This window comes from Pseudomonas citronellolis (assembly GCF_029335315.1).
Taxonomy (GTDB): Bacteria; Pseudomonadota; Gammaproteobacteria; order Pseudomonadales; family Pseudomonadaceae; genus Pseudomonas; species Pseudomonas citronellolis_A.
Genome location: NZ_JARJLT010000111.1, coordinates 1 through 23,049 on the forward strand (window position 1 = coordinate 1; position 23,049 = coordinate 23,049).

Annotated in this window: 22 protein-coding genes and 1 riboswitch; of the genes, 7 read left to right on the top strand and 15 right to left on the bottom strand. The window is 70.8% G+C overall.

Features of this window, described 5'->3' with window-relative positions:
* Window positions 1-39: 39 nt before the first annotated feature.
* Together P3W75_RS09395 and P3W75_RS09400 are read left to right on the top strand one after the other, a co-directional pair.
* On the top strand, window positions 40-2,199 hold the full coding sequence (locus P3W75_RS09395) for an FUSC family protein (RefSeq protein ID WP_276227126.1): 2,160 nt from the start codon (window positions 40-42) through the stop codon (window positions 2,197-2,199).
* Window positions 2,200-2,692: 493 nt separating this feature from the next.
* Window positions 2,693-2,956, top strand: a complete 264-nt coding sequence (locus P3W75_RS09400) for a DUF2790 domain-containing protein (RefSeq protein ID WP_276227102.1) — start codon at window positions 2,693-2,695, stop codon at window positions 2,954-2,956.
* 88 nt (window positions 2,957-3,044) lie between these two features.
* Here the strand turns inward: P3W75_RS09400 and P3W75_RS09405 are convergent, their stop codons facing one another.
* A complete protein-coding gene (locus P3W75_RS09405; protein ID WP_276227103.1) occupies window positions 3,045-4,343 on the bottom strand; it encodes a phospholipase in 1,299 nt (432 codons plus the stop codon).
* Window positions 4,344-4,528: 185 nt separating this feature from the next.
* Between P3W75_RS09405 and P3W75_RS09410 the strand changes: the two genes are divergently transcribed.
* On the top strand, window positions 4,529-6,193 hold the full coding sequence (locus tag P3W75_RS09410; RefSeq protein WP_276227104.1) for an MFS transporter: 1,665 nt from the start codon (window positions 4,529-4,531) through the stop codon (window positions 6,191-6,193).
* 140 nt (window positions 6,194-6,333) lie between these two features.
* Here the strand turns inward: P3W75_RS09410 and P3W75_RS09415 are convergent, their stop codons facing one another.
* The 11 genes from P3W75_RS09415 to P3W75_RS09465 all read right to left on the bottom strand — a co-directional run bounded on the left by P3W75_RS09415 (window position 6,334) and on the right by P3W75_RS09465 (window position 17,789).
* Window positions 6,334-7,068, bottom strand: coding sequence for an adenosylcobinamide-GDP ribazoletransferase (locus P3W75_RS09415; protein WP_276227105.1), 735 nt, complete (start codon window positions 7,066-7,068; stop codon window positions 6,334-6,336).
* On the bottom strand, window positions 7,065-7,673 hold the full coding sequence (cobC, locus tag P3W75_RS09420; protein WP_276227106.1) for an alpha-ribazole phosphatase family protein: 609 nt from the start codon (window positions 7,671-7,673) through the stop codon (window positions 7,065-7,067). The genes P3W75_RS09415 and cobC overlap by 4 nt, the downstream gene beginning before the upstream one ends.
* Entirely contained in the window at window positions 7,670-8,725 is a 1,056-nt protein-coding gene (cobT, locus tag P3W75_RS09425) for a nicotinate-nucleotide--dimethylbenzimidazole phosphoribosyltransferase (RefSeq protein ID WP_276227107.1), read from the bottom strand. The genes cobC and cobT overlap by 4 nt, the downstream gene beginning before the upstream one ends.
* On the bottom strand, window positions 8,722-9,243 hold the full coding sequence (gene cobU, locus P3W75_RS09430) for a bifunctional adenosylcobinamide kinase/adenosylcobinamide-phosphate guanylyltransferase (protein WP_276227108.1): 522 nt from the start codon (window positions 9,241-9,243) through the stop codon (window positions 8,722-8,724). Before cobU ends, cobT begins: the two co-directional genes overlap by 4 nt.
* Window positions 9,244-9,298: 55 nt before the next feature.
* Complete coding sequence (locus P3W75_RS09435) at window positions 9,299-10,759, bottom strand: cobyric acid synthase (RefSeq protein WP_430765356.1); 1,461 nt, start codon at window positions 10,757-10,759, stop codon at window positions 9,299-9,301.
* A gap of 29 nt (window positions 10,760-10,788) precedes the next feature.
* The gene (cobD, locus tag P3W75_RS09440) at window positions 10,789-11,775 is read right to left on the bottom strand and encodes a threonine-phosphate decarboxylase CobD (RefSeq protein ID WP_276227109.1); all 987 of its coding nucleotides are present in this window, start codon (window positions 11,773-11,775) and stop codon (window positions 10,789-10,791) included.
* A complete protein-coding gene (gene cbiB / locus P3W75_RS09445; protein WP_276227110.1) occupies window positions 11,768-12,706 on the bottom strand; it encodes an adenosylcobinamide-phosphate synthase CbiB in 939 nt (312 codons plus the stop codon). The genes cobD and cbiB overlap by 8 nt, the downstream gene beginning before the upstream one ends.
* Window positions 12,703-13,353 (bottom strand): 5,6-dimethylbenzimidazole synthase, encoded by a 651-nt coding sequence (gene bluB / locus P3W75_RS09450; RefSeq protein WP_276227111.1) that lies wholly within the window; start codon window positions 13,351-13,353, stop codon window positions 12,703-12,705. The genes cbiB and bluB overlap by 4 nt, the downstream gene beginning before the upstream one ends.
* Window positions 13,350-14,645 (bottom strand): cobyrinate a,c-diamide synthase, encoded by a 1,296-nt coding sequence (locus tag P3W75_RS09455; RefSeq protein WP_276227112.1) that lies wholly within the window; start codon window positions 14,643-14,645, stop codon window positions 13,350-13,352. Before P3W75_RS09455 ends, bluB begins: the two co-directional genes overlap by 4 nt.
* Window positions 14,645-15,256: a cob(I)yrinic acid a,c-diamide adenosyltransferase gene (gene cobO / locus P3W75_RS09460; RefSeq protein WP_276227113.1), complete on the bottom strand. Its 612-nt coding sequence runs from the start codon at window positions 15,254-15,256 to the stop codon at window positions 14,645-14,647. The genes P3W75_RS09455 and cobO overlap by 1 nt, the downstream gene beginning before the upstream one ends.
* Before the next feature lie 251 nt (window positions 15,257-15,507).
* Window positions 15,508-15,727, bottom strand: a riboswitch (cobalamin riboswitch).
* Between the two features lie 22 nt (window positions 15,728-15,749).
* Entirely contained in the window at window positions 15,750-17,789 is a 2,040-nt protein-coding gene (locus P3W75_RS09465; protein ID WP_276227114.1) for an FUSC family protein, read from the bottom strand.
* 132 nt (window positions 17,790-17,921) lie between these two features.
* Between P3W75_RS09465 and P3W75_RS09470 the strand changes: the two genes are divergently transcribed.
* The 4 genes from P3W75_RS09470 to P3W75_RS09485 are packed head-to-tail and all read left to right on the top strand — an operon-like array spanning window position 17,922 to window position 21,412.
* Window positions 17,922-19,070, top strand: a complete 1,149-nt coding sequence (locus P3W75_RS09470; RefSeq protein ID WP_276227115.1) for an MlaE family ABC transporter permease — start codon at window positions 17,922-17,924, stop codon at window positions 19,068-19,070.
* Window positions 19,064-19,855, top strand: coding sequence for an ABC transporter ATP-binding protein (locus P3W75_RS09475; RefSeq protein WP_276227128.1), 792 nt, complete (start codon window positions 19,064-19,066; stop codon window positions 19,853-19,855). Before P3W75_RS09470 ends, P3W75_RS09475 begins: the two co-directional genes overlap by 7 nt.
* A gap of 1 nt (window position 19,856) precedes the next feature.
* Window positions 19,857-20,795: an MlaD family protein gene (locus tag P3W75_RS09480; protein ID WP_276227116.1), complete on the top strand. Its 939-nt coding sequence runs from the start codon at window positions 19,857-19,859 to the stop codon at window positions 20,793-20,795.
* Window positions 20,792-21,412: an ABC-type transport auxiliary lipoprotein family protein gene (locus P3W75_RS09485; RefSeq protein WP_276227117.1), complete on the top strand. Its 621-nt coding sequence runs from the start codon at window positions 20,792-20,794 to the stop codon at window positions 21,410-21,412. The genes P3W75_RS09480 and P3W75_RS09485 overlap by 4 nt, the downstream gene beginning before the upstream one ends.
* 226 nt (window positions 21,413-21,638) lie before the next feature.
* Here the strand turns inward: P3W75_RS09485 and cobF are convergent, their stop codons facing one another.
* The 3 genes from cobF to P3W75_RS09500 form a co-directional block, all read right to left on the bottom strand.
* The gene (cobF, locus tag P3W75_RS09490) at window positions 21,639-22,403 is read right to left on the bottom strand and encodes a precorrin-6A synthase (deacetylating) (protein ID WP_276227118.1); all 765 of its coding nucleotides are present in this window, start codon (window positions 22,401-22,403) and stop codon (window positions 21,639-21,641) included.
* 2 nt (window positions 22,404-22,405) lie between these two features.
* Window positions 22,406-22,663 (bottom strand): hypothetical protein, encoded by a 258-nt coding sequence (locus P3W75_RS09495; RefSeq protein ID WP_276227119.1) that lies wholly within the window; start codon window positions 22,661-22,663, stop codon window positions 22,406-22,408.
* Window positions 22,664-22,799: 136 nt separating this feature from the next.
* A complete protein-coding gene (locus P3W75_RS09500; protein WP_276227120.1) occupies window positions 22,800-23,003 on the bottom strand; it encodes a hypothetical protein in 204 nt (67 codons plus the stop codon).
* Window positions 23,004-23,049: the final 46 nt, after the last annotated feature.

A 23,049-nucleotide genomic window follows, 5' to 3' on the forward strand; every position in this document is an offset into this window, starting at 1 on the left:
CCCTTCCTCGCCACTGTATCGCCCGACCCGATGAACGCCATGACCCGCATCAGCGCGCGCCTGCCCGACGCCGACGCGCTGCGCCAGGCGGCGTCCGCCTGGGCCCGCAGCGACGGGGTGACCTGGGTGTTCATCGCCAAGACCCTGCTCACCGCCTTCCTCGCCCTCTGGCTGGCCTACCGCCTGGAGCTGCCGCAGCCGAACACCGTGCTGGTCAGCGCCTTCATCGTGCTGCAACCGCAGAGCGGCCAGGTGCTGGCGAAGAGTTTCTACCGCATCCTCGGCACCCTCGCCGGGCTTGCGGTGATGGTCACCTTCATCGCCCTGTTCGCCCAGGAGCGCGTGCTGTTCCTGCTCTGCGTGTCGATCTGGGTCGGCCTGTGCACCGCCGGCGCCGCGCGCTACCGCGACTTCCGCGCCTACGCCTGCCTGCTCGCCGGCTACACCGCGGTGATGATCGGGATTCCCGCCACCCTGCACCCCGAGGGCGCCTTCATGGCCGCGCTGTGGCGGGTGCTGGAGATCACCCTGGGCATCTTCTGCACCGGCCTGGTGAGCGCCCTGGTGCTGCCGCAGACCAGCAGCGCCGCGCTGCGCAACGCCCTCGACACGCGCTTCGGCGACTTCGCCGGGCTGGCCGCCGCCGGCCTGGAAGGCACCCTCGACCACGCCCGCTTCGAGCAGGCCGCCGCGCGCATCGCCGCCGAGGCGGTGGGCCTGGAGAACCTGCGCAACGTCACCGCCTTCGAAGACCCGCACATGCGCCTGCGCAGCGGCCGCCTGGCGCGCCTGAACAGCGAATTCATGCAGCTGACCACGCGCTTCCACGCCCTGCAGCGGCTGCTCGACCGCCTGCGCGAACGCCAGGCGGCGGCCGTACTGGAAGTGCTGATGCCATGCCTGGTGGAAGTCGGCGGCCTGCTCGCCGGCTGGCACGGCCGACCGCTGCGCGACGCCGACGCGGCCTTCCTCGCCGCGCAGCTGGAACACTGCCGCCAGCAGCTCATGCCGCAGATCCGCGACGCCCGCGCGCGCCTCGGCCACGCCTGCCCGCGCGACGCCGACCAGCTGGACTTCGAGACCGCCGCCGAGCTGCTGTTCCGCTTCGTCGGCGACCTCCACGACTACGCCCAGACCCACGCTTCGCTGGCCGCCCACCGCCACGCCCGTGAGCAGTGGAAGGAGCGCTTCACGCCCAAGGCCAACGCCGTGGCGGCGGCCGTCGCCGGACTGCGCTGCGGGCTGCTGGTGATCGTCGGCGGGGTGTTCTGGATCGAAACCTCCTGGGTCAGCGGCGCGACCTTCACCCTCACCTCGGTGCTGATCGCCGCGCTGTCCTCGGCCTCGCCCAACCCCAAGCGCCTGTCGCTGCAGCTGACCCTGGGCACCCTGCTCGGCGCCAGCCTCGGTTTCATCCTGACCTTCCGCGTGCTGCCGCACCTGGATGGCTTCCCGCTGCTGTGCTTCGTGCTCGCCCCGGTGTTCGCCCTCGGTGCCTTCCTCATCACCCGCCCACAGTGGAGCGGCTACGGCGTGGGCCTGCTGGTGTGGTTCTGCATCGCCTCGCTGCCGGCCAACCTGGCGCGCTACGACGCCTACACCTTCATCAACGAATACCTGGCCATGCTGCTGTCGATGGCCATGGCGGTGGTGGCGTCGATGGTCATCCTGCCGCCCAACCGCCCGTGGCTGTGGCGGCGCCTGGAGGCCGAGCTGCGGATGCGCGTGGTGCACACCATCAGCGACCCGCTGAAGGGCCTGTCGGCGGGTTTCGAGAGCGGCACCCGCGACCTGCTCAACCAGGCCTACGGCCTCGCCAGCGGCCGCCCGGATGTGCAGCGCCGGCTGCTGCGCTGGATGTTCCAGGTGCAGGAAGTGGGCCTGGCGATCATCGAGCTGCGCCGCGAGCAGGATCGCCTGCCGGACGAGCCCTGGTACGCCGAGCGCATGCCCTGGCGCCGCGCCATCCGGGTGATGGGCCGGGCGCTGATCCGGTTGTTCATCCAGCCCAGCGAGAACAACCGGCTGCGCGCCCTGGCGGCGGTGGAACATGCCATCCACTGCACCCGCACTACCCAGGAGCCGCGCCCGCCGCACTTCGAAACCTCGCCGCTGCGGCGCATGTGCAGCTACCTGCACTTCATCCGCACCTCGCTGCTCGACCCCAGCTCGCCGCTGCGCGAAACCTCGCGGGTGTGAGCACGCCGCGATACGCCCTTCGCAAACCGTAGGCGGATAACGCCCCAGGCGTTATCCGCCGTCGACCGCCGCGCCGGGGCCAACGGCGGATAACCGCGAACGGTTATGCGCCCTACGACGCCCGCTGGCGTTATGGGTGTTCCCGTAGGAGCGGGCCGCGCCCGCGAATCGCGCGCATGGCGCGCTCCTACGGGAAGCTCGGCTATCGCCCCCTTGCCGCGACATGACAGCGCAGCGACATTCTGACCTGCAGCACCCCGAAAACCCGCGTCCTTGGCGGATTGTTGCCTGTGAGTACGAGGTATTTGTGGCTTCCAGGCATATGAATATGCCCGTCCCGGACCTACCATTTGCTTGCTGTTGAAGCGCGCCGCAACACCAAGAACCCGATCGATACATCCCTAAATACACCTTCTCGATGAAGCCACAGAACTTCGTCCCGGCCGCGTGCGCCCGGACGCGGCCTCCGCTCGGGAAAAAGGCAGGTAAATTCATGAAAGCCCTAGTCGTTCTGGCCCTGGCCAGCTTCTCTTCGCTCGCCCTCGCTGCGCAGGCGGACGCTGCTGCCCAACCTCAGAGTCCGGCAGTGGAGCAATACACCTACGGCATGGAGCTGGACGTCGCCCACGTGGTTTCCACCACCGACGTTTCCAATCAGTGCGGCATCGTCCCCGCACAGATGACCTACGACGATTCCAAAGGTCAGCGCCATACCGTCGAGTACCAGGTCTGGGGCAACGGCTGCACTGGCGGCTAACCTCACCCTGAGACGCCACCGCGAAGGGTCCACGCCCCCTTCGCGGCGCGTCGCGCCAGCCTCACCCTCCCCGCTTCGCCCCCTCGCCCTACTGCTGCAGCGCCGACCTCGCCAGGTTGCGGCTGTGCGCCCCGAACGCCCGGATCAAGCCCAGCAACTGCTCGTCCAGCTGCACATCGTGCCGCAGCGGCGCCACCGCATTGCCGGCGCTGAAACCGCCGCCGGCGTCCGCCGGGATTGTTGCCAACCAGTGACCGATCGCCGCATCGAAGGCCGCCGCGTGAGCGTGGGATTCGGCCGCCACCACCTCGCGTGGATAGTCCACCGAATAGGCCGGGTAGCTGCCGTCGGTGCGGGTGTCCGCGTAGGCGGCGAGCAGCGCCGAGCCCCGCGGCGCGCGCAGCGACTCCAGCAGCCAGTCGAGCTGGTAGCGCTCCACGCCCAGGTGGCGGCTGGCCACGCGGCTGATGGCGGCCTTCTTGTCGGCGTCGAAGCCGGCCATGGCCTTGAGCGCCGTCCACAGCATGCTGGCGGTGGTTTCGCCGGGCAGCGGGGTGCTGTGGTAGGGCTGGGTCAGGTCCTGGACGTAATGCATCGACCAGCCGAGGAAGCGGTAGCCCCAGTACGGGTGGCCGTGCTCGAAGGCATAGCGCGCCAGGCCGAGGAACTGGTAGGCGCGCCACTCCGGCCAGCTGCGCGCGAGGTAGGGCGCGCCGGCGAAGATGATCGCCGACTCGTGGTAGAAGCCCATGTGGAACGGCGCCTGCGAGCTGAACTCGTAGCCCGGGTCGCCGAACGGCTGCGGGCCGAAGCCGTAGCGCTGGCCGGCTTCACCGGGGCTGTCGCTGAACAGGCCGATGTCGTGGCCGAAGTCCGGCTCGTCGCTGGCGCTGGCCAGCACCGCCAGGGCCGCCACCGGCTCGCCCGGCTGCAGGGCGATGAAGCGCCAGCGCGCCCAGCCGGCGAGATTGTGGAACACCAACACGTCGGCCAGGTTCAGGGGCGGGCGCGCCGGCTGATCGCGGCCCGGCTCGGGCTGGATGGCGTTGGCCAGGCGGATCTGCGGATTCAGTCGCAGGGCGCCGAGAAAGGCCAGCCGCAGGTCCTGCTCCGAGCCCTGGAAACGCAGCGCGTCGGGGCGCGCCGGGTACTTGCGGAAGTGCTCGCGGGCGAAGTTTTCCTGCTCGTCGAGCAGGCTCGCCAGCCCCTCGCGCTCGGCGCCGAGGAAGGCCTCCAGCGGCTCCATCGGCACCGCCGGCGCCTGGGCCACGGCGGGCAGCGCCGCCAGCGCCGCGTAGCTGCCCACGGCGTGGTTGGACCAGGCCCAGAGGCAGCGCGGCAGGATCAGCAGGGACAACAGCAGGCAACAACGCGACAGGTGGCTCATGGGGCCTCCACTCTTCTGGACGATGGGCCGCAGCCTAGCAATGCCGGGGCCACGCGGCACGGTCGCGGCGAGCCAGCGCGAGTCACCGATGCGGCCATGGCTGACCGCCATCAATGGCGCCGCCGGGCTCGCCCACTACACTTGCCGGGCATGACCCGCCGGCCATTCCGTACAAGGGCGTACCCATGCTCCAGTCCGTTTCACCCAAGCACGACCTGCCGCTGAAGAACGAAGCCGAGCCGCAACGCAGCGGCATCCTGGCGCCGTTCGGCATCGCCGCCTTCCGCATCATCTGGATCTGCAACCTGTTCGCCAACCTGGGCACCTGGGCGCAATCGGTGGCCGCCGCCTGGGTGGTCACCGAGGCCCACGCCAGCCCGCTGATGGTGGCGATGATCCAGGTCGCCTCGGCGCTGCCGCTGGTGCTGCTGTCTATCCTCTCCGGGGTGCTGGCGGACAACCACGACCGTCGCAAGATCATGCTGGTGGGGCTGACCATCGAACTCTCCGGCGCCGCCCTGGTGACCGTCCTGGCGTTCTTCGGCTACCTCGACCCGCTGCTGCTGATCGCCTCGATCCTCTGGCTGTCGCTGGGCAGCTCGATCACCATCCCGGCCTGGCAGGCGGCGGTGAACGAGCAGGTGCCGGCGAGCCTGGTGGGCGACGCGGTGCTGCTCAACAGCGTCAACTACAACGTCGCCCGCGCCGTCGGCCCGGCCATCGGCGGCCTGCTGCTGTCGGCCACCGGCGCGCCCTGGGTGTTCCTGTTCAACTGCCTGTGCTACGCCTCGCTGATCTGGGCCATCTGGCAATGGCGCCGCGAGGTGCCCAAGCGCACCCTGCCGCCGGAGCACATCTTCGAAGGCGTGGTGGCGGCGCTGCGCTTCACCCAGTACTCCAGCGTGACCCGCCTGGTGATGCTGCGCTCGGCGGTGTTCGGCCTGTCCGCCAGCGCGGTCTGGGCGCTGCTGCCGCTGCTGGCGCACCGCAACCCGGACGGCAACGCCTCGGTGTACGGCTACATGCTCGGCGCCCTGGGCCTGGGCGCCATCGTCGGCAGCACCCTGGTCGGCCGCCTGCGCAAGCTGATCGGCACCAGCCGCCTGATCAGCCTGGGCGGCGGCACCCTCGGCCTGGTGCTGCTGATCCTCGGCGGGGTGGATAATCTCTGGATTCTCTTCCCGGCGCTGATCGTCGGCGGCAGCTGCTGGATCGCCGCGGTGGCCAGCTACAACTCGGCGGTGCAGATCCTGGTGCCGGACTGGGTCAAGGCGCGCGCCCTGGCGCTTTACCAGACCGCCCTCTACGGTGGCCTGGCCCTGGGTTCGTTCCTCTGGGGCCACTTCGCCGAGACCATGGGTGTGCAGGGCGCGCTGCTCGCTGCCGGGGTGCTGCTGCTGATCTCCGTGGCGCTGCTGTACAACTCGCGGCTGCCGGAGCTCGACCCCGGCAGCATCGCCCGCGCACCGAGCGCGCTGCCGGGCGAGCCGACCTTCGTCTTCGACACCCAGCGCGGCTCGGTGCTGGTGACCATCGAGTACCGCATCCCGGTGGAGCGCACCCGCGACTTCGTCCGCGCCGCCAACCCGCTGCGCCGCCTACGCCTGCGCAATGGCGCCGAGCGCTGGTCGCTGTACCGCGACATCAGCGACAAGGAGGCCTGGCAGGAAGTGTTCCTGGTGGACAACTGGATCGGCCACCTGCGCATGCTCGACCGCATGACCCTGGAGGACAAGACGGTGATCGACACCGTCAGCAGCCTGCACGTCGGCGACGCGCCGCCGAAGATCCGGCACGGGGTGAGCTACGAGTCGGGGAGCTACGAGGCGCCGCCGGAGACGCTGGGCTGAGGGTTCCGGACAAACCCTGCGACGATGCCCAACCGTAGGGCGGATAACCGTTCGCGGTTATCCGCCGTTGGCCAATGCACTGAAACGGCGGATAACGCTGGAGGCGTTATGCGCCCTACGAACTGCCGGCTCACGTCCGGCTAGATCGCCAGGGCTAGCAGCACCGCGCACTCCACCAGTTCCACCAGCGCGCCGGCGGTATCCCCGGTGGTGCCGTCCAAACGCGTCATCAGGCAACTGCGCCACCAGAGGAACACCGCCAGGGTCACCACCAGCGCGATGACGCCGCTGAGCCCGGTCAGCAGCATCAGCCCGGCGTGCAACGCCAGCATCCACGGCAGCACGCGCCGGGGCAGGTGGTCGGCCAGGGCCTGGCCGAGGCCGCCGGGGCGCGCGTAGGGCGTGGTCAGGAACAGCAGCGGCAGCGCCACCCGCGCCAGCCAGGGCGCCAGCAGCAGGGCCCAGAGATGATGCTGGTCGAGCAGCGCGGCGATGGCGGCGACCTTCAGCAGCAGCAGGACCACCAGCACCACCACCGCGACCGGGCCGCTGCGCGGGTCCTTCATGATCGCCAGGGTGCGCTCGCGGTCGCCCAGGCCGCCGACCCAGGCGTCCGCCGTGTCGGCCAGGCCGTCCAGGTGCAGGGCGCCGCTGAACGCCACCCACACCGCCAGCAGCAACGCGGCGTGGAGCAGCAGGTGGGTCTCGCCGAACAGGTAGCCGAGCAGGTACAGCAGCCCGCCCATCAGCAGCCCCACCAGCGGGTAGAACAGGGTGGCGCGGCCGAACTGCTCGGGCGACGGCACCTCGCCCAGGCGAATGGGGACGCGGGTGAGGAACTGCAGGGCGATCAGGGGCAGGAACAGGTTGCTCATCGGGGTGTGCTCAAGGCGTCGGGCTCGATCGTCCGGATGCTCCAGCCGCCGTCTCGCGGCTCGACCCGCAACGCCATCCGCTCGCCATGGGCGACGCTCACCTGCAACAGCTGTTCGCGCGGCAGGCCCAGCGCGCGGGCGCCGAGCAGGCGCATCACGCCGCCATGGGTGAGCAGCAGCAGGTGTTTTCCGGCGTGCGTGGCGTAGAGTCGCTCCAGGGCGGCGAACACCCGCGCCTCGAACGCCGCCAGCGGCTCGCCGCCCGGCGGAGTGAAGGCGTAGGGGTCGTTCCAGAAGCGAGCTAGCGCATCGCTATCAGTCTCCATCAGCGTAGCTGCGGAAAGCCCTTCCCACTCGCCGAAATCCAGCTCGCGCAGATCGGCCTCGAGGTACAGCGGCAAACCGCTGGAGGCCGCCAGGCGCTCGGCGAAGGCCGCGCAACGACGCAGCGGCGAGCTGACCAGCGCATGCCACGGCAACTCCAGGCCCAGGCCGGCCTGCATCTGCGTCCAGCCGGCGGCGGTCAGGTCGTCGTCCAGGCGCCCGCGAAAGCCACCGCCGCGCTCGGTCTCGCCGTGGCGCAGCAGGTCCAGGCGCAGGCTCATGCCGGGCGGTCCGACACCGCCGCCTCGGCGAAGGTCGCCATCTCCCCGTGCAGCCGGCAGGCCTGGCGCAGCAGCGGCACCGCCAGGGCCGCGCCGCTGCCCTCGCCCAGGCGCAGGCCGAGGTCCAGCAGCGGCTGCGCCTCCAGGGCCTGGAGCACGCGCTGGTGGCCCGGCTCGGCGCCGCTGTGGGCGAACAGCAGCCAGTCGCGGCAGTGCGGGTTCAGGCGCACCGCGCAGAGCGCGGCGACGCTGCAGATGAAGCCATCCACCAGGGCCACCACGCCCTTCTGCGCGCACGCCAGGTAGGCGCCGGCCAGCGCCGCCACCTCGAAACCGCCGAGGCGGCACAGCGCCTCGAAGGGATCGGCGCAATGCGCGCCGTGCAGGGCCAGGGCACGCTCGATCACCTCGGCCTTGTGCGCCACGCCCTTGGCGTCCAGCCCGGTGCCGGGGCCGACCAGCACGCACGCTCGCTCGCCGAGCAGGCCGCAGGCCAGGGCGGCGGCGCAGGTGGTGTTGCCGATGCCCATCTCGCCGCCGATGAACAGGTCGCTGCCGGCCTGGCGCGCGCGGCGCACGGACTCGCGCCCGGCTTCCAGGGCGATCAGGCATTGCGCGGCGGTCATCGCCGGCTCGCGGGCGAAGTTCAGGGTGCCGGCGCCGACCATCAGGTGCAGCACGCCGGGCAGCGGCTCCAGCGGCACGGCGGTGCCGAGGTCGATCACTTCCAGGCGCGCGCCCAGGTCGCGGGCCAGCACGCTGATGGCCGCGCCGCCGCGCACGAAGTTGCGCAGCATCTCGCCGGTCACCGCCTGCGGGTAGGCCGAGATACCTTCGGCGACCACCCCGTGGTCGCCGGCGAAGAGGGCGATCCAGACCTGCTCCAGGCTCGGGCGTTCGCGGCCCTGCAGCCCGGCGAGCTGGATCGCCACCTCTTCCAGGCGGCCCAAGGCGCCGCGCGGCTTGGTCAACTGGTCCTGGCGCGCGGCGGCCTTGTCGCGCGCCACGCGGTCCACGGGTTGGCACGGCTCGCGCCACCATTGCAGGCTCATACGGGGTCTCCCTTGAGGGTCATGGGCAGGCCGGCGACGGTGAACACCACGCGCTCGCCGAGTTCGGCCAGGGCCTGGTGCAGCCAGCCGGCCTGGTCGACGTAGCGTCGCGTCAGCTCGCCCAGGGGCACCACGCCCAGCCCGGTTTCGTTGCTGACCAGGATGATCCGCCCGGGCAGTCCGGGCAGCGTGGCCAGCAGGTCGTCGATTTCCGTTTGCAGGTGCGCGCCGTCGTCGGCGAGCAACAGGTTGGTCAGCCACAGGGTCAGGCAGTCGACCAGCAGGCAGCGCTCCGGCGCGGCGTGCTCGGCCAGGCGCCGGGCCAGGCGCAGCGGCTCCTCCACCAGGCCCCATTCGGCCGGGCGGCGCTGGCGGTGCTGGCGGATGCGCTCACTCATCTCGCCGTCGCCGACCTGCGCGGTGGCGAAGTAGGTGACCGGCAGGCCGCTGCCCTGGGCCAGGCGCTCGGCCAGGCGGCTCTTGCCGGAGCGGGCGCCGCCGAGGATCAGTTCAAGCATGGGTTTTCTCCGGGGGAATCATGTCCTACGAAGAGCCGCAACTGCGCTCCTTGGCTCAAAGGCCGCACAGGGTTTTCAGCTTCGCGGTGTCCAGGTGCGCCTCCACCTGGTCGGCCAGGCGTTCGATGTCGCGCTCGCGCAGCGCCTGGTAGTCCAGCTCGGCTACCTCGCCCAGGCCGGCCCAGCGCAGCAGCGCGCTGCAGGCGGCCGGGGATTCGAACAGGCCGTGCAGGTAGGTGCCCATGACCTGGCCGTCCGCGCTCAACGCGCCATCGCAACGGCCGTCGTCCAGGCGCACCGCCGGATGCTCCAGCGCGGGGCCGCGGGTGACGCCGGCGTGGATCTCGTAGCCGCCGACCTCGGCGTCTTCCAGCGCCAGCCGGCCGCGCACGTTGCGCAGTTGCTTTTCTGGTTCCAGCACGGTGTCCAGCTCCAGCCAGCCGAGCCCGGCGCTGTCGCCGGCGGCGCCTTCCAGACCGTGCGGGTCGGACAGCGTGCGGCCGAGCATCTGCAGCCCGCCGCAGATGCCCAGCAGCTTGCCGCCATAGCGCAGGTGGCGCTCGATGGCGGCGTCCCAGCCCTGGGCGCGGAAGAACGCCAGGTCCGCGCGCACGCTCTTGGAGCCGGGCAGGATGATCAGGTCCGCCGCCGGCATCGCCTGGCCGGGGCCGACGAAGCTGAGCTGCACTTGCGGGTGCAGGCGCAGCGGGTCGAAGTCGGTGTGGTTGCTGATGCGCGGCAACACCGGCACCACCACCTTCAGGCTCTCCCCGGCCTTGGCGGCCTGGCGCAGGTCGATGGCGTCCTCGGCTTCCAGGTGGAAGTCCATCAGGTACGGCAGCACGCCGAGCACCGGGATGCCGGTACGTTCCTCCAACCAGTCCAGGCCCGGTTGCAGCAGGCCGATGTCGCCACGGAAGCGGTTGATGACGAAGCCTTTCACCCGCGCCCGTTCGCTGGCCGAGAGCAGTTCCAGGGTGCCGACCAGGTGGGCGAAGACGCCGCCGCGGTCGATGTCGGCGATGAGGATCACCGGACAGTCCACCGCTTCGGCGAAGCCCATGTTGGCGATGTCGTTGGCGCGCAGGTTGATCTCCGCCGGCGAGCCGGCGCCCTCGACCATAACCACGTCGTAGGCTGCGCTCAGCCGCTGGTGCGACTCCAGCACCGCCTGCAGCGCCACCCGCTTGTAGTCGTGGTAGGCGGCGGCATCCATGCTGGTCACCGCGCGGCCGTGGATGATGATCTGCGCGCCTGTGTCGCTGTTGGGCTTGAGCAGCACCGGGTTCATGTCGGTGTGCGGCGCCAGCTGGCTGGCCTGGGCCTGCACCGCCTGGGCGCGGCCGATCTCGCCACCGTCGGCGGTCACCGCGCTGTTCAGCGCCATGTTCTGCGGCTTGAACGGCGCCACCGCCACGCCCTGGCGGCGCAGCCAGCGGCACAGCGCGGTCACCAGGGTGCTCTTGCCGGCGTCGGAGGTGGTGCCCTGCACCATCAAAGTAGTGCCTTGCACCATCAAAGTAGCGCCTTGCGCCATCAGGGTCGTCATGTCGGGCTCCATTCGCCGAGGGCCTGGCGCAGGCGCGCCCAGCCGGACTCGTCGGCGGGCAGGCCGAAGCGCAGGCTCGGCGGGGTATCGAAGTGGCGCACCAGGATGCCCCGGCGCGCCAGATGCTCGTGCAGTTCTGCCGCCCGAGGATAGGCAAGCCACTGGAACAGCGTCGTGCCCTGGGTCAGTAGCCGGTGCTCGGCCAGAAGTCCGGCCAGGCGCGCGCCACTGCGTTCCAGCTCGGCGCGGCGCAGCTCATGCAGCGCGGTGTCGGCCAACGCCTGTTGCGCCACCCAGCGGGTCGGCCCGCTGATGGACCAGGGCCCGAGCAGCGTGGCCAGGCGTTGCAACAGCTGCGCCTCGGCGAAGACGAAGCCCAGGCGCGCGCCGGCCAGGCCGAAGAACTTGCCCAGCGAGCGCAGCACCAGCAGGCCCGGCTGGCCGCCGGCCAGGGGCAGCAGGCTGCGCTCGGGGGTGGCGTCCATGAAGGCTTCATCGACCACTAGCCAGCCGCCACGGGCGCTCAGCCGCGCATGCCAGGCGAGCAGGCGTTCGGGGTCGAAGCGCCGCCCGGTGGGGTTGTTCGGGTTGACCAGCAGCAGCACGTCGAGCTGGTCGAGCAGGCCGTCGACCTGCTCGTCGGCCAGCTCCAGCAATTCGTGGCCGCAGGCCCTCCAGGCCGCCGCGTGCTCGGCGTAGCACGGCGCGAGCACCCCGACCCGACCCGCCGCGCGCAGGCGCGGCAGGCTCTGGATCGCCGCCTGGCTGCCCGCCACCGGCAGCAGCGACGCGCAGCCGTAGTAGGCGCTGGCGGCGCGTTCCAGGCCGTCGTCGTCCTCCGGCAGGCGCTGCCAGGCGCTTGGTGGAATCGTCGCCAGCGGCCACGGCCAGGGCGCGATGCCGGTGGACAGGTCGAGCCAGTCCTCCAAGGGAATGCCATAGCGCCGCGCCGCCACGCGCAGCTTTCCGCCGTGCTCAAGCATGCAGCAGCGCTCCCACGCCGAGGATCGCCAGCAGCCACAGCAGCACGCCCTGACGCACCAGGGCCAGGGCCCGCCAGATGTCGCGGGCGCCCGGCGCCGGGCCATCGCCGAGTGGCGGGCGTTCGTGCAGTTCGCCGTGGTAGACCGCGTTGCCGCCCAGGGCCACACCCAGGGCGCCGGCGCCGGCGGCCATCACCGGGCCGGCGTTGGGGCTGTCCCACTGCGGCGCCTGGTGGCGCCAGCTGCGCAGGGCCAGGCGGGTGTTGCCGAGCAGCGCGTAGGTCAACGCGACCAGGCGCGCGGGAATGTAGTTGAGGGCATCGTCGATCTTCGCCGCGGCCCAGCCGAAGCGTTCGAAGCGCGGGTTGCGGTAGCCCCACATGGCGTCCAGGGTGTTGCTCAGGCGATAGAGCACCACGCCCGGCGCGCCGGCCACGGCGAACCAGAAGAGCGCGGCGAACACCGCGTCGCTGCCGTTCTCCAGCACCGACTCGGTGGCGGCCTTGGCCACCGCGCTGGCGTCCAGTTCGGCGGTCTCGCGACTGACCATGTAGCCGACGCGCTCGCGCGCCTGCGCCAGGTCGCCGTCGCGCAGCGCCAGGGCCACCGGCTCGGCGTGCTCGCCGAGGCTGCGCAGGCCGATGGCGGCATACAGCGCCACGGCACAGACCAGCCAGCCCAGGTGCGGAATCAGCGTAAGCAGCCAGGTCGCGAAGGTCAGCGGCAGCACGGCCAGGGCCCAGGCCGTGACGCCGTGGCTGCGCCAGCCGAGGCCGGGGGTGTTCGGGTCGGCCGCCTCGCGCGCGCGGTTGAAGCGGCGCTCCAGGCGGTCGGCCAGACGACCGAAGGCGACCAGCGGGTGCCAGCTCTTCGGCTCCCCCAACAGGCCGTCGAGGGCCACCCCGACGACGCTCAACAGGGCCAGGCTCATGGACGTTCCCCCCAGTGATCGTGGTAAAGCAGTTCGCTCAACGGGCGCGGCTGGCGCCAGCCCTCCAGGGCCAGCATCGGCGCCGGATAGAAGCCCTCCACCGGGCCCAGGCAAAGCACCGCCACAGCCTCGCTGCCGGCCGGCAGGCCAAGCAGTTCGCCGAGGGCGGCCGGCTCGAACAGCGACACCCAGCCCATCCCCAGGCCTTCGGCGCGAGCCGCCAGCCAGAGGTTCTGGATGGCGCAGGCCAGCGAGGCCAGGTCCATCTGCGGCAGCGTGCGGCGGCCGAAGACGTGGGCCTCGCGGCCATCGGCCAGCGCCGCCACCAGCAACTCGGCGCAGTCGCGGACGCCCTCGACCTTCAGCCGCATGAATTCGTCGGAACGCTCGCCCAGGGCCTCGGCGGTCTTCACCCGCTCCTCCTCCACCAGGCCGTGGATGGCCTCGCGCAGCTCCGGACGGGTGACGCGGATGAACCGCCACGGCTGCATCAGGCCGACGCTGGGCGCCTGGTGCGCCGCTTCGAGCAGGCGCGCCAGCAGCTCGGGCGCCACCGTGCCGCCGCTGAAGTGGCGCATGTCGCGGCGTTCGGCGATGGCGCGGTAGATGGCCGCGCGTTCCTCGGGGCTGTAGGCGTGTTCGCTCATGGGCGGAAGATCGCGGCGGCGGCCGCCGGGTTCGACGGCAGGTAGAAGTGGATGTAGGACGCGGTCAGCCGGCCCAGGCGGAACACCGCCTCGGCCACCGGCTTGGCGTTCGGGCAGCTGCCGCGCAGGGCCGGCTCCAGGCGGGTGTCCAGCAATGAATGGTGGAAGGTGTGGCCACGCAGCGGGCCTTCGGGCAACTCGACTTCCTGCAACGCCAGCGCGGCCAGGCGCTTCTGCAGTGTGGCGCGGCCGGGCAGCAGGCCGAGCAGTTGGCCGCACAGACCGCTGGCGTCGGTCAGGCCGTCGAGCAGGTAGAGCATGCCGCCGCACTCGGCCAGCAACGGTTTGCCGGCGGCGTGGTGGGCGCGGATGGCCTCGGCCATGGCGCGGTTGTTCTCCAGCTGCGCCAGGTGCAGCTCGGGGTAGCCGCCGGGCAGGTAGAGGCTGTCCACCTCCGGCAGGCGCTCGTCGCTCAGCGGCGAGAAAAAGCGCAGCTCGGCGCCCAGGTCGCGCAGCAGGTCGAGGTTGGCCTGGTAGAGGAAGGCGAAGGCGGCGTCGCGGGCCACGCCGATGCGCACCCCGGCAAGGGGCGACGCGGCGACATCCGGCGTCGGCGCGGCGAAGCTCACCGGCGGCGGCAGGTCCACCGCGCTGCTCGCGGCCAGGGCGTCGGCGGCGGCGTCCAGGCGCGCGTCGAGGTCGGCCAGTTCCTCGGCCTGCACCAGGCCCAGGTGGCGGCTCGGCAGCTCCAGGTCAGCGCTGCGCGGCAGGGCGCCGTACCAGCGAATCCACTCGGGCAGGCTTTCGCGCAGCAGGTCGCTGTGGCGCTGGCTGCCGACGCGGTTGCCGAGCACCCCGGAGAACGGCAGGCCCGGCTGGTAGGTGGCCAGGCCCACGGCGAGGGCGCCGAAGGTCTGCGCCATGGCCTGGCCGTTGATCACGCCAAGCACCGGCACATTGAAGGCGCGCGCCAGGTCGGCGGCCGAGGGCGTGCCGTCGAACAGGCCCATCACCCCCTCGATGAGGATCAGGTCGGCCTCCCCCGCCGCTTCCCAGAGCAGGCGGCGGCTCTCGGCCTCGCCGACCATCCACAGGTCCAGCTGGTAGACCGCCGCGCCGCTGGCGCGGGCGAGGATCATCGGGTCGAGGAAGTCCGGGCCGACCTTGAACACCCGCACCGTGCGCCCCTGGCGCGCGTGCAGGCGCGCCAGGGCGGCGGTGACGGTGGTCTTGCCCTGCCCGGAGGCGGGCGCGGCGATCAGCAGCGCCGGGCACTGACGCGCTGGCGCCATCAGAACTCCACCCCTTTCTGCGCCTTGATGCCGGCCTTGAAGGCGTGCTTGACCAGGCCCATCTCGGTGACGGTGTCGGCGGCTTCGATCATCCCCGGCTGCGCGGCGCGGCCGGTGACCACCACGTGCTGGTGCGGCGGGCGCGCGGCGATGTCGGCGAGCACGCTGTCCAGCTCCAGGTAGCCGTGCTTGAGGGCGATGTTCAGTTCGTCCAGCAGCACCAGGCCGACGGCCGGGTCGGCCAGCAGCTCGCGGGCCACGGCCCAGGCCTGGCGGGCCGTCTCGATGTCGCGCTGGCGGTCCTGGGTTTCCCAGGTGAAGCCCTCGCCCATCACGTGGTAGCGCACCTGCTCGGGGAAGCGCCGGAAGAAGGCTTCCTCGCCGGTGCTGGCGGCGCCCTTGATGAACTGCACCACGCCGGCCTGCATGCCATGGCCGAGGGCGCGGGCGAGCATGCCGAAGGCCGAGCTGCTCTTGCCCTTGCCGTTGCCGGTGAGCACCAGCAGCACGCCGCGCTCGTCCCGGGCCTGGGCGATCTTCTCGTCGATCACGTCCTTCTTGCGTTGCATGCGCTCGCGGTGGCGGGCGTCCTTTTCCGGGGATTCGCTCATCGTTCTGTCTCCTGGCCATGGGCGGCCGTGCCCGCGATGCCGGGGCACCGAGGCGGATTGGGCGTAGGGGAAAGCGCGGCGCGGGAGGCCGGGGAACAACGACGGAGGGCAGCCGGGCGGCACGCGGCCTTGGCTGCAAGGGAAATGCTCATCTGCCTGATCGCTCCACCGCTCTCACCCGCGCGGCTCAAAACCGGGAAGACGCGGGGCGATCGGAGCGCGGCCAGGGCAGCGCCCGACGGCATCCTGCGCGTCGACTTCAGCTACGGGCCGGTCTCCGGGCTCGCGAGTGGAAGTTCGGGAACTTCCCCGGTCGCGCCTTCCCATGCCATGGGCACAGTGGCTGTTGCGACCGTCTGACTCGCCTACCGTTGCGGGGGCAGCGCCGGAATGACCGAAAAACTCGGTTCCACCGGCTTCCCTGTTTCACCTTCAGCCGCGGCTGAAGGCACCTGTAGCAGGCGCGCAGCTTAGAGGCTGGCGGGGTGGCCGGTCAATCGGCGGCGGCGATGGGTCGCGCCTCGCTGACGGGCTGCGCGGCCGGGTCCTGGCGGCACCAGCGCAGCCAGATGAACTGCAGCTGGAGCAGGGTGGCGCGGGCCAGTTCGCGGTCCTCGGGCGCCAGTCGGTGGTCGTTTTCCAACGCCTGGAACAGCGCCACGCTGGCGCCGTCCAGGGCCTGCTCGCGCCCCGCGCGCGGGCCACCGCCGAGCAGCAGTCCGTGCAGGCGCAGCAGGTAGGCGTCGCGCGCCCGCCGCAACGGCCCGCGGGCAGCGGCCAGGCGCGCGCGGAGGAACAGCAGCTCGTCGCCCAGGTCCAGCCCCAGCAGGCCGCCGCGCCAGCGCGCGCGGCGCTCGGCCGGCAGGTTCCTGTAGAACTGCGCCAGGCGCAGCAGGCGGTCGGCGCTGCGGCCGTCGAACCAGCCCTCCACCAGCGGCAGCGGGCCACGGGTAAGGCGCGCCAGGTCGGCGAGGATGGCCGCCAGCACGCGACGGTAATGGCGCTGGCCGGGCGCCAGGCGCACCAGGTTGAACACCAGCACGGCGAAGGCCACGCCCACCACCGTGGCCAGCGCCGAATTGAGGAAGTGGCCGAGGTCGTAGCTCATCTCGTTGCTCGGCCCGATGTTCTTCACATAGAAGATGCAGAAGGACGAGGCGATGGCGGTCAGCGCCGGCCGCGACATGCACAGCGCGGCAAGGAACAGCGGCACGCCGAGCACCGCCGCCAGCGCCGGGAAGCCGTCGCACAGAGGCAGGATCACCAGCCCGGCGACGCCGGCCAGGGGGATCGACAGGACGATGCCACGGAGGAAGTTCAGCCCGGCGCTGGCCGGGTTGTCGCGGCTGGCGAACAGGCTCAGCACCACTCCGGTGATGGACACCGCGCCCAGGCCGCTGGGCCAGGTGCTGGCCAGCCAGAAGGCCGAGACGCAGAGGAACGCCAGGGCGCTGCGCAGGCCGTAGAGCAGGCCGCGCTCGATGTCGCGGTGCCAGACGATCACCCCCGGCGCGTTGCGCGGCGCCTCGCCGTAGATCAGCGCCTGCATGCTGCGCTGCGCTTCTGCGGCCAGTTCCAGGGTGCGTGCCAGGCATTCCAGGCACAGGCGCTGCTGGGCGTCGTCGAGCGCCTGCGCGGCGTCGCCAAGGCGCTCGCGGGTGGCGTCGAAGGCGCGGTAGTCGGCTTTCTCCAGCAGCTCCATGACCTCGCGCCGCCAGGGTTCCAGCGCGGCGCCGGCGGCCCGGTCGAGCAGCCGCCACTCGCGCGCCACCTTGCGCGCCGCGCGCAGCAGGCCCAGCAGGTCAGCGTTCAGCACGCGCAGGGCCTGGGCCCGGCGGCGCCCGCTGCCACCCTCGAACCAGGCGTGCTCGCGCTGCGCGTCCACCGCGACGATGCGGCCGATGGCGCGGATCAGCGGGCCGCGCTCGTCGGCCCCGGTCAGCTCGGCGGCGGCCGCCTGCAGGCCGGTCTCCCAGGTGCTGCGGCCCTGCTCCGCCAGCTGCAGCTGCACCCGCCGCGGCCACAGCACGATGCTCAACAGGCAGGCGCAGAGGATGCCCAGGCCGATCTCCGAGCAGCGCGCCACGGCCTGGTCGAACACCGTCATGGGCGCGGCGCTGGAGGGCAGCGCGACTATCGCCGCCGTGTAGCCGGCGAGGACGAAACCGTAGGACGAGAAGTTCTGCAGCAGCGAGGCGCCGGCGGTGCAGAACGCCAGCCAGGCGGCCATGGCCAGCAGGAACGGCAGCGGCGCCTGGCCGAACTGGGCGATCAGCGCCACCGAGACCATGGCCCCGATGCAGGTACCGAGCAGGCGGAACACGCTCTTGGCCAGGACCATGCCGCTCAGCGGCTGGCTCACCACGAACACCGTCACCAACGCCCACTGCGGTTGCTGCAGCTCAAAGCGGAAGGCCAGGTAGAGCGCGAGAATCCCCGCCAGCACCGACTTGGCGGCGAACTGCAGGTCGCTGCGGCGCGGCCGCGTCACGGCGTGGAAGAACTCGACGAAGAGGCTGAAGGAGGCAGGCATGGAACGGCATACCGGCAGAAACTTGACCAAACTATTAAATAGCATGCTAACGAAGTCAAGAAATATCCTGTTACCGCGCTGCCGGGAATTCGACGGATGGTGCCGCCACGCAACTCCGCTAGACTTCGTGGGATGACCGAAACCGCTCAAGCCGGCCAGCTGCGCCTGGATACCTCCGCCTCCCCGCCCCTGCTGCGCATCAGCGGCGACTGGACGCTCGCGCATTTCGCCGACCTGCAGCGGCAGATCGCCCAGGTCGAGGAAAGCCAGCGCCACAGCGGCGGCTTCGACTTCGACCAGCTCGGCAGCCTCGACACCGCCGGCGCCAGCCTGCTCGCCGACCTCCTCGGCGCCAGCGGCCTGCAGCGCCTGGACGAGGTCGCCGCACAGGTGCCCAAGGAACGCCGCGACCTGCTGCGCGCCGTGGGCGGCTCCATCACCCAGTGCCGCCTGCACGAGAAGGCGCCGCCGCCGGGCAACGCCCTGGTCGACCTGCTGGAACGCATCGGCGTGGCCATGCAGACCTTCGGCAAGGACCTGGTCGGCGTCCTCGGCTTCATCGGCCTGACCCTGGAAAGCCTGCTGCGCTGCGGCCTCAACCCGAAACGCTGGCGGCCCACCTCGCTGGCCGCGCACATGGAGCAGACCGGCCTCGACGCGGTGCCCATCGTCGCCCTGCTGACCTTCATGGTCGGCGCCGTGGTGGCCTTCCTCGGCGCCACCGTGCTGAACAAGTTCGGCGCGGCCATCTACACCGTCGACCTGGTGGGCTTCTCGTTCCTCCGCGAATTCGGCGTGCTGCTCACCGCCATCCTCCTCGCCGGGCGCACCGCCAGCGCCTTCACCGCGCAGATCGGCTCGATGAAGTCGAACCAGGAGATCGACGCCATCCGCGCCCTCGGCCTCGACCCCATGGAGCTACTGGTGCTGCCACGGGTGCTGGCGCTGCTGCTGGTGCTGCCGATGCTGACCTTCCTGGCGATGATCTCCGGCATCGTCGGCGGCGGCGTGGTCTGCGCGCTGTCGCTGGACATCTCGCCGCGCATGTTCATGGTCATGCTGCAGAACGACATCGCCGTGCAGCACTTCCTCGTCGGCATGGTCAAGGCGCCGGTATTCGCCTTCATCATCGCCGTGATCGGCTGCCTGGAAGGCTTCCGGGTCAGCGGCAGCGCGCAGTCGGTGGGCGAGCACACCACCTCGGCGGTGGTCCAGTCGATCTTCGCGGTGATCCTCATCGACGCCATCGCCGCGCTGTTCTTCATGGAGATGGGCTGGTGAGCGACGACGCCATCATCCAGGTCCGCGACCTGACCAACGCCTTCGGCAGCCACGCGGTGCACGAGCACCTCGACCTAGAGGTGCGTCGCGGCGAAATCCTCGGCGTGGTCGGCGGCTCGGGCACCGGCAAGTCGGTGCTGCTGCGCGCCATCATCGGCCTGCGCCGGCCCCAGGCGGGCAGCATCCACGTGTTCGGCCAAGACCTGCTGGCGCTGCCGCCGGAACGCCGCTCGCAGATCGAACGGCGCTTCGGCGTGCTGTTCCAGAACGGCGCGCTGTTTTCCTCGCTGACCGTCAGCGAGAACGTCTGCCTGCCGCTGATCGAGCACGCAGGGCTGTCCCGCGAGCACGCCGAATACCTGGCCAAGGTGAAGATTTCCCTCGCCGGTCTGCCCCCCGAAGCCGGCGCCAAGTACCCCGCGGAGCTCTCCGGCGGCATGGTCAAGCGCGCCGCCCTGGCCCGTGCCCTGGCCCTGGACCCGGACATCCTGTTCCTCGACGAACCCACCGCCGGCCTCGACCCGATCGGCGCGGCGGCCTTCGACCAACTGATCCTGACCTTGCGCGAGGCCTTCGGGCTCACCGTGTTCCTGGTCACCCACGACCTGGACACCCTCTACACCATCTGCGACCGCGTCGCCGTACTGTCGCAGAAGCGCGTGCTGGTGGTCGGCAGCCTCGACGAGGTGGCGGCCAACCCCGACGCCTGGGTGCAGGATTACTTCCACGGCCCGCGCGGCCGTGCCGCGCAGCAGGCGGCGGACCGCCTGCGGGAGGAAAACTGAAATGGAAACCCGCGCCCACCACGTGGTCATCGGCCTGTTCACCGTGCTGGTGGCCATCGGCGGCCTGCTCTTCGGCCTGTGGCTGGCGAAGAACAGCAGCGACCAGCAGTACAACTTCTACGACGTGATCTTCACCGAGGCGGTGACCGGCCTGTCCCAGGGCGGCACCGTGCAGTACAGCGGGATCAAGGTCGGCGACGTGGTCAGCCTGCGCCTCGACCCGCAGGACCCGCGCAAGGTGCTGGCGCGCATCCGCGTCTTCGACCAGACCCCGATCCGCCAGGACACCCGCGCCAAGCTGGCCATCACCGGGGTCACCGGCACCGCCATCATCCAGCTCAGCAACGGCTCGCCGGACAGCCCGCCGCTGGTGGGCAAGGACGGCAAGGTGCCGGTGATCAAGACCATCCCCTCGCCACTGAGCAAGCTGCTGGCCAACGGCGAGGACATCGCCACCAACGTCAGCAACCTGATCAACAACATCAACCGCATGTTCTCCCAGGAGAACGTCGACCGCATCAGCCGCACCCTCGACCATATCGACCAGGCCACCGGGACCATCGCCGAGCAGCGCGACGACATCCGCGTCATCGTCAAGGAACTGGCCGCCGCCAGCCAGCAGGCGCGGCAAACCCTGGCCAGCGCCAACCAACTGGTGGGCAACGCCAACCAGATGCTCGGCAGCCAGGGCAAGGACGCCATGGCCAGCGTGCAGCAGACCCTGGCCGCGCTGCAGCGCAGCAGCGAGAAGATCGACCGCCTGATCGACGGCAACTACGACGCGGTCAACGGCGGCCTCAACGGACTGGGCGAGATAGGCCCGGCGGTGCGCGAGCTGCGCGCCACCCTGGACAACCTGCAGCGGGTCACCCGACGCCTGGAGGAGAACCCGACCAACTACCTGTTCGGCGGCAACCGCACCAAGGAGTTCCAACCATGAAGGCCCCCCTGCGCCTGCTCGGCTACAGCGCCCTCGCCGCCCTGCTCGGGGCCTGCTCGATCCTGCCCAAGGCGGAGACCCCGGACATCTACCTGCTGCCCGCCGCGCAGCAGCCGCCGCGCGCTACCCCGGCGGTGAACTGGTCGCTGCGGGTCGACGCGCCCAAGGCCAGCCAGGTGCTGGACGGCAACCGCATCGCGGTGCAGTCCGAAGGCGACATGCTCAGTGTCTACAAGAGTGTGCGCTGGGCCGACGCCGCCCCGTCGCTGCTGCGCGACCGGCTGCTCGACGCCTTCCGCGCCGACGGCCGCATCCAGGCCCTGAGCAGCGACGAAGTGAGCCTGCAGGCCGACCTGGAGCTGGGCGGCGACCTGCGCGCGTTCCAGAGCGAGTACCGCGGCAAGGCCGTGGAAGCGGTGGTGATCCTCGAAGCCCGGCTGGTGCGCAACGCCAGCCAGCGCATCGTCGCCAGCCGCCGCTTCGAAGTGCGCCAGCCGGCCGGTGGCACCCAGGTGCCGGAGGTGGTCAAGGCCTTCGGCCAGGCCGGCGACCGCCTCGCCGCCGAAGTGGTGGGCTGGACGCTGCAGCAGGGCCAGGCGCAGAAGCTCGAGCGCTAGACGCCCGCGCAACCGGCCATCACGTAGGGCGAAATAGCGCGAAGCGTTATCCGCCGATCGAACGCCCCGCAGCCCGGAAAGCCCACTCCTGCGCCCATCGCCAGGGCCGAGCCACTGGATTCCCGCGCTCGCGGGGACGACGCAGGGGAAGCGAGCCACCCCCGAACCCGTCACTCCCGCGAACGCGGGAGCCCAGTGGCTTCGTCCCGGGCGTTCCCCATGTGGCTCAGTCTTCCGCCTTGCGCAGCAGGTAGGTGTCCATGATCCAGCCATTGGCCTCGCGGGCCTTCAGGCGGGTATCGCGGATGCGCTCGGCGACCTCGTCCAGGCGCCCGGCAATCAGCAGTTCGTCCGGAGTGCCGACGTAGGCGCCCCAGAAGATTTCCAGGTCCTGGCCGCGCAGGCCGGTGTAGCTGTCCTGGGCGTCGAGCATCACCACCAGGTCCTGCACGCCCGCCGGCATGCCGTCGCGGGCCAGGCGGCGGCCGGTGGTGATCTGCACCGCGCCGCCGATGTGGTTCAGGGCGATGCGGTGGCGCGCGGCCAGGGCCTGCACGCTGGTGATGCCGGGGATCACTTCGTAGTCGAAGCGCAGCCGGCCACTGGCGAGGATCGCGTCGAGGATGCGGATGCTGCTGTCGTACAGCGCCGGGTCGCCCCAGACCAGGAAGGCGCCGCACTCGTCGTCGGCGACATGCTCGTCGATCAGCCGCTCGAACAGCGCCTGCTTGGCCGCGTTGAGGTCGACCACGCTGCCGGCGTAGTCGGCCACGCCGCGCTCGCGCTCCGGTAGCTCGGCTTCCACCACGCGGAAATCGCCACCTTCGACGTAGCGCTCGCAGATGTCGCGGCGCAGGTCGAGCAGCTTGGTCTTGCTCGCGCCCTTGTCGAGCAGGAAGAACACGTCGGCGCGGTTCAGCGCCTTGATCGCCTGGATAGTCAGTTGCTCGGGGTCGCCGGCGCCCACGCCGATCAGCAGCAGTCGTTTCATGGTCACTTGCAGTGGTAGGGACTTTCGCCGGCCAGTTCCTGGTCGGCATCGACGTCACGGATGATCACCGTGGCCTTGGGGTAGCTGGAGCAAAGCGCGTTGCGCACGGTGTAGATGCCCGTGCCCTGGGCCAGGAAGGCCTTCTTGTTGAGCTTGTGGCCGTTGCCGTCCACGGCGTCCAGTTCGTAATGGCCACCGAAGGTCTTGCAGCCGCCCAGCACCAGCAGGCTGGCGCCCAGCAGCAGATGAATCGCTTTCATTGCCTCTCCTTGTCTGTCGACCGGCGTTGTTGCAAAGCCGGCCATTCTGAGGAAGTCTGGCCTGCTTCGACAAGCCTGATTGGCTTGTGCTCCGAGGGCAAAAGAAAAAGCCGACCAGGGGTCGGCTCTTCATCTGTCAGCGTTTGCCCATCGAGCGGCGCGACCCGCGTGGCGCCGGTGGCCGGCGCACATCCTTGTCGTGGGCCTTGCGATGCTGGTAGCTCGCGGCGGCGGCTTTCTGCGCGGCCAGGGCGGCCTTGGCCAGTTCGGCCAGGGACAACGGCGCCTGGTCCGGGGTGGCCGCGCTGTCGTCGCGCGGCGGTTGTTGCGAGGAAGTCATGGGTTCGACCGGAAAGGAAGACGGAAACGGCGCCCATGATACCCGA

Bases quoted from the DNA above. Each gene is read 5' to 3' on its own strand.
- P3W75_RS09395 (WP_276227126.1), top strand. From the start codon at position 40: ATGACCCGCATCAGCGCGCGCCTGCCCGACGCCGACGCGCTGCGCCAG.
- P3W75_RS09400 (WP_276227102.1), top strand. From the start codon at position 2,693: ATGAAAGCCCTAGTCGTTCTGGCCCTGGCCAGCTTCTCTTCGCTCGCC.
- P3W75_RS09405 (WP_276227103.1), bottom strand. From the start codon at position 4,343: ATGAGCCACCTGTCGCGTTGTTGCCTGCTGTTGTCCCTGCTGATCCTG.
- P3W75_RS09410 (WP_276227104.1), top strand. From the start codon at position 4,529: ATGCTCCAGTCCGTTTCACCCAAGCACGACCTGCCGCTGAAGAACGAA.
- P3W75_RS09415 (WP_276227105.1), bottom strand. From the start codon at position 7,068: ATGAGCAACCTGTTCCTGCCCCTGATCGCCCTGCAGTTCCTCACCCGC.
- cobC (WP_276227106.1), bottom strand. From the start codon at position 7,673: ATGAGCCTGCGCCTGGACCTGCTGCGCCACGGCGAGACCGAGCGCGGC.
- cobT (WP_276227107.1), bottom strand. From the start codon at position 8,725: ATGAGCCTGCAATGGTGGCGCGAGCCGTGCCAACCCGTGGACCGCGTG.
- cobU (WP_276227108.1), bottom strand. From the start codon at position 9,243: ATGCTTGAACTGATCCTCGGCGGCGCCCGCTCCGGCAAGAGCCGCCTG.
- P3W75_RS09435 (WP_430765356.1), bottom strand. From the start codon at position 10,759: ATGGTGCAAGGCACTACTTTGATGGTGCAGGGCACCACCTCCGACGCC.
- cobD (WP_276227109.1), bottom strand. From the start codon at position 11,775: ATGCTTGAGCACGGCGGAAAGCTGCGCGTGGCGGCGCGGCGCTATGGC.
- cbiB (WP_276227110.1), bottom strand. From the start codon at position 12,706: ATGAGCCTGGCCCTGTTGAGCGTCGTCGGGGTGGCCCTCGACGGCCTG.
- bluB (WP_276227111.1), bottom strand. From the start codon at position 13,353: ATGAGCGAACACGCCTACAGCCCCGAGGAACGCGCGGCCATCTACCGC.
- P3W75_RS09455 (WP_276227112.1), bottom strand. From the start codon at position 14,645: ATGGCGCCAGCGCGTCAGTGCCCGGCGCTGCTGATCGCCGCGCCCGCC.
- cobO (WP_276227113.1), bottom strand. From the start codon at position 15,256: ATGAGCGAATCCCCGGAAAAGGACGCCCGCCACCGCGAGCGCATGCAA.
- P3W75_RS09465 (WP_276227114.1), bottom strand. From the start codon at position 17,789: ATGCCTGCCTCCTTCAGCCTCTTCGTCGAGTTCTTCCACGCCGTGACG.
- P3W75_RS09470 (WP_276227115.1), top strand. From the start codon at position 17,922: ATGACCGAAACCGCTCAAGCCGGCCAGCTGCGCCTGGATACCTCCGCC.
- P3W75_RS09480 (WP_276227116.1), top strand. From the start codon at position 19,857: ATGGAAACCCGCGCCCACCACGTGGTCATCGGCCTGTTCACCGTGCTG.
- P3W75_RS09485 (WP_276227117.1), top strand. From the start codon at position 20,792: ATGAAGGCCCCCCTGCGCCTGCTCGGCTACAGCGCCCTCGCCGCCCTG.
- cobF (WP_276227118.1), bottom strand. From the start codon at position 22,403: ATGAAACGACTGCTGCTGATCGGCGTGGGCGCCGGCGACCCCGAGCAA.
- P3W75_RS09495 (WP_276227119.1), bottom strand. From the start codon at position 22,663: ATGAAAGCGATTCATCTGCTGCTGGGCGCCAGCCTGCTGGTGCTGGGC.
- P3W75_RS09500 (WP_276227120.1), bottom strand. From the start codon at position 23,003: ATGACTTCCTCGCAACAACCGCCGCGCGACGACAGCGCGGCCACCCCG.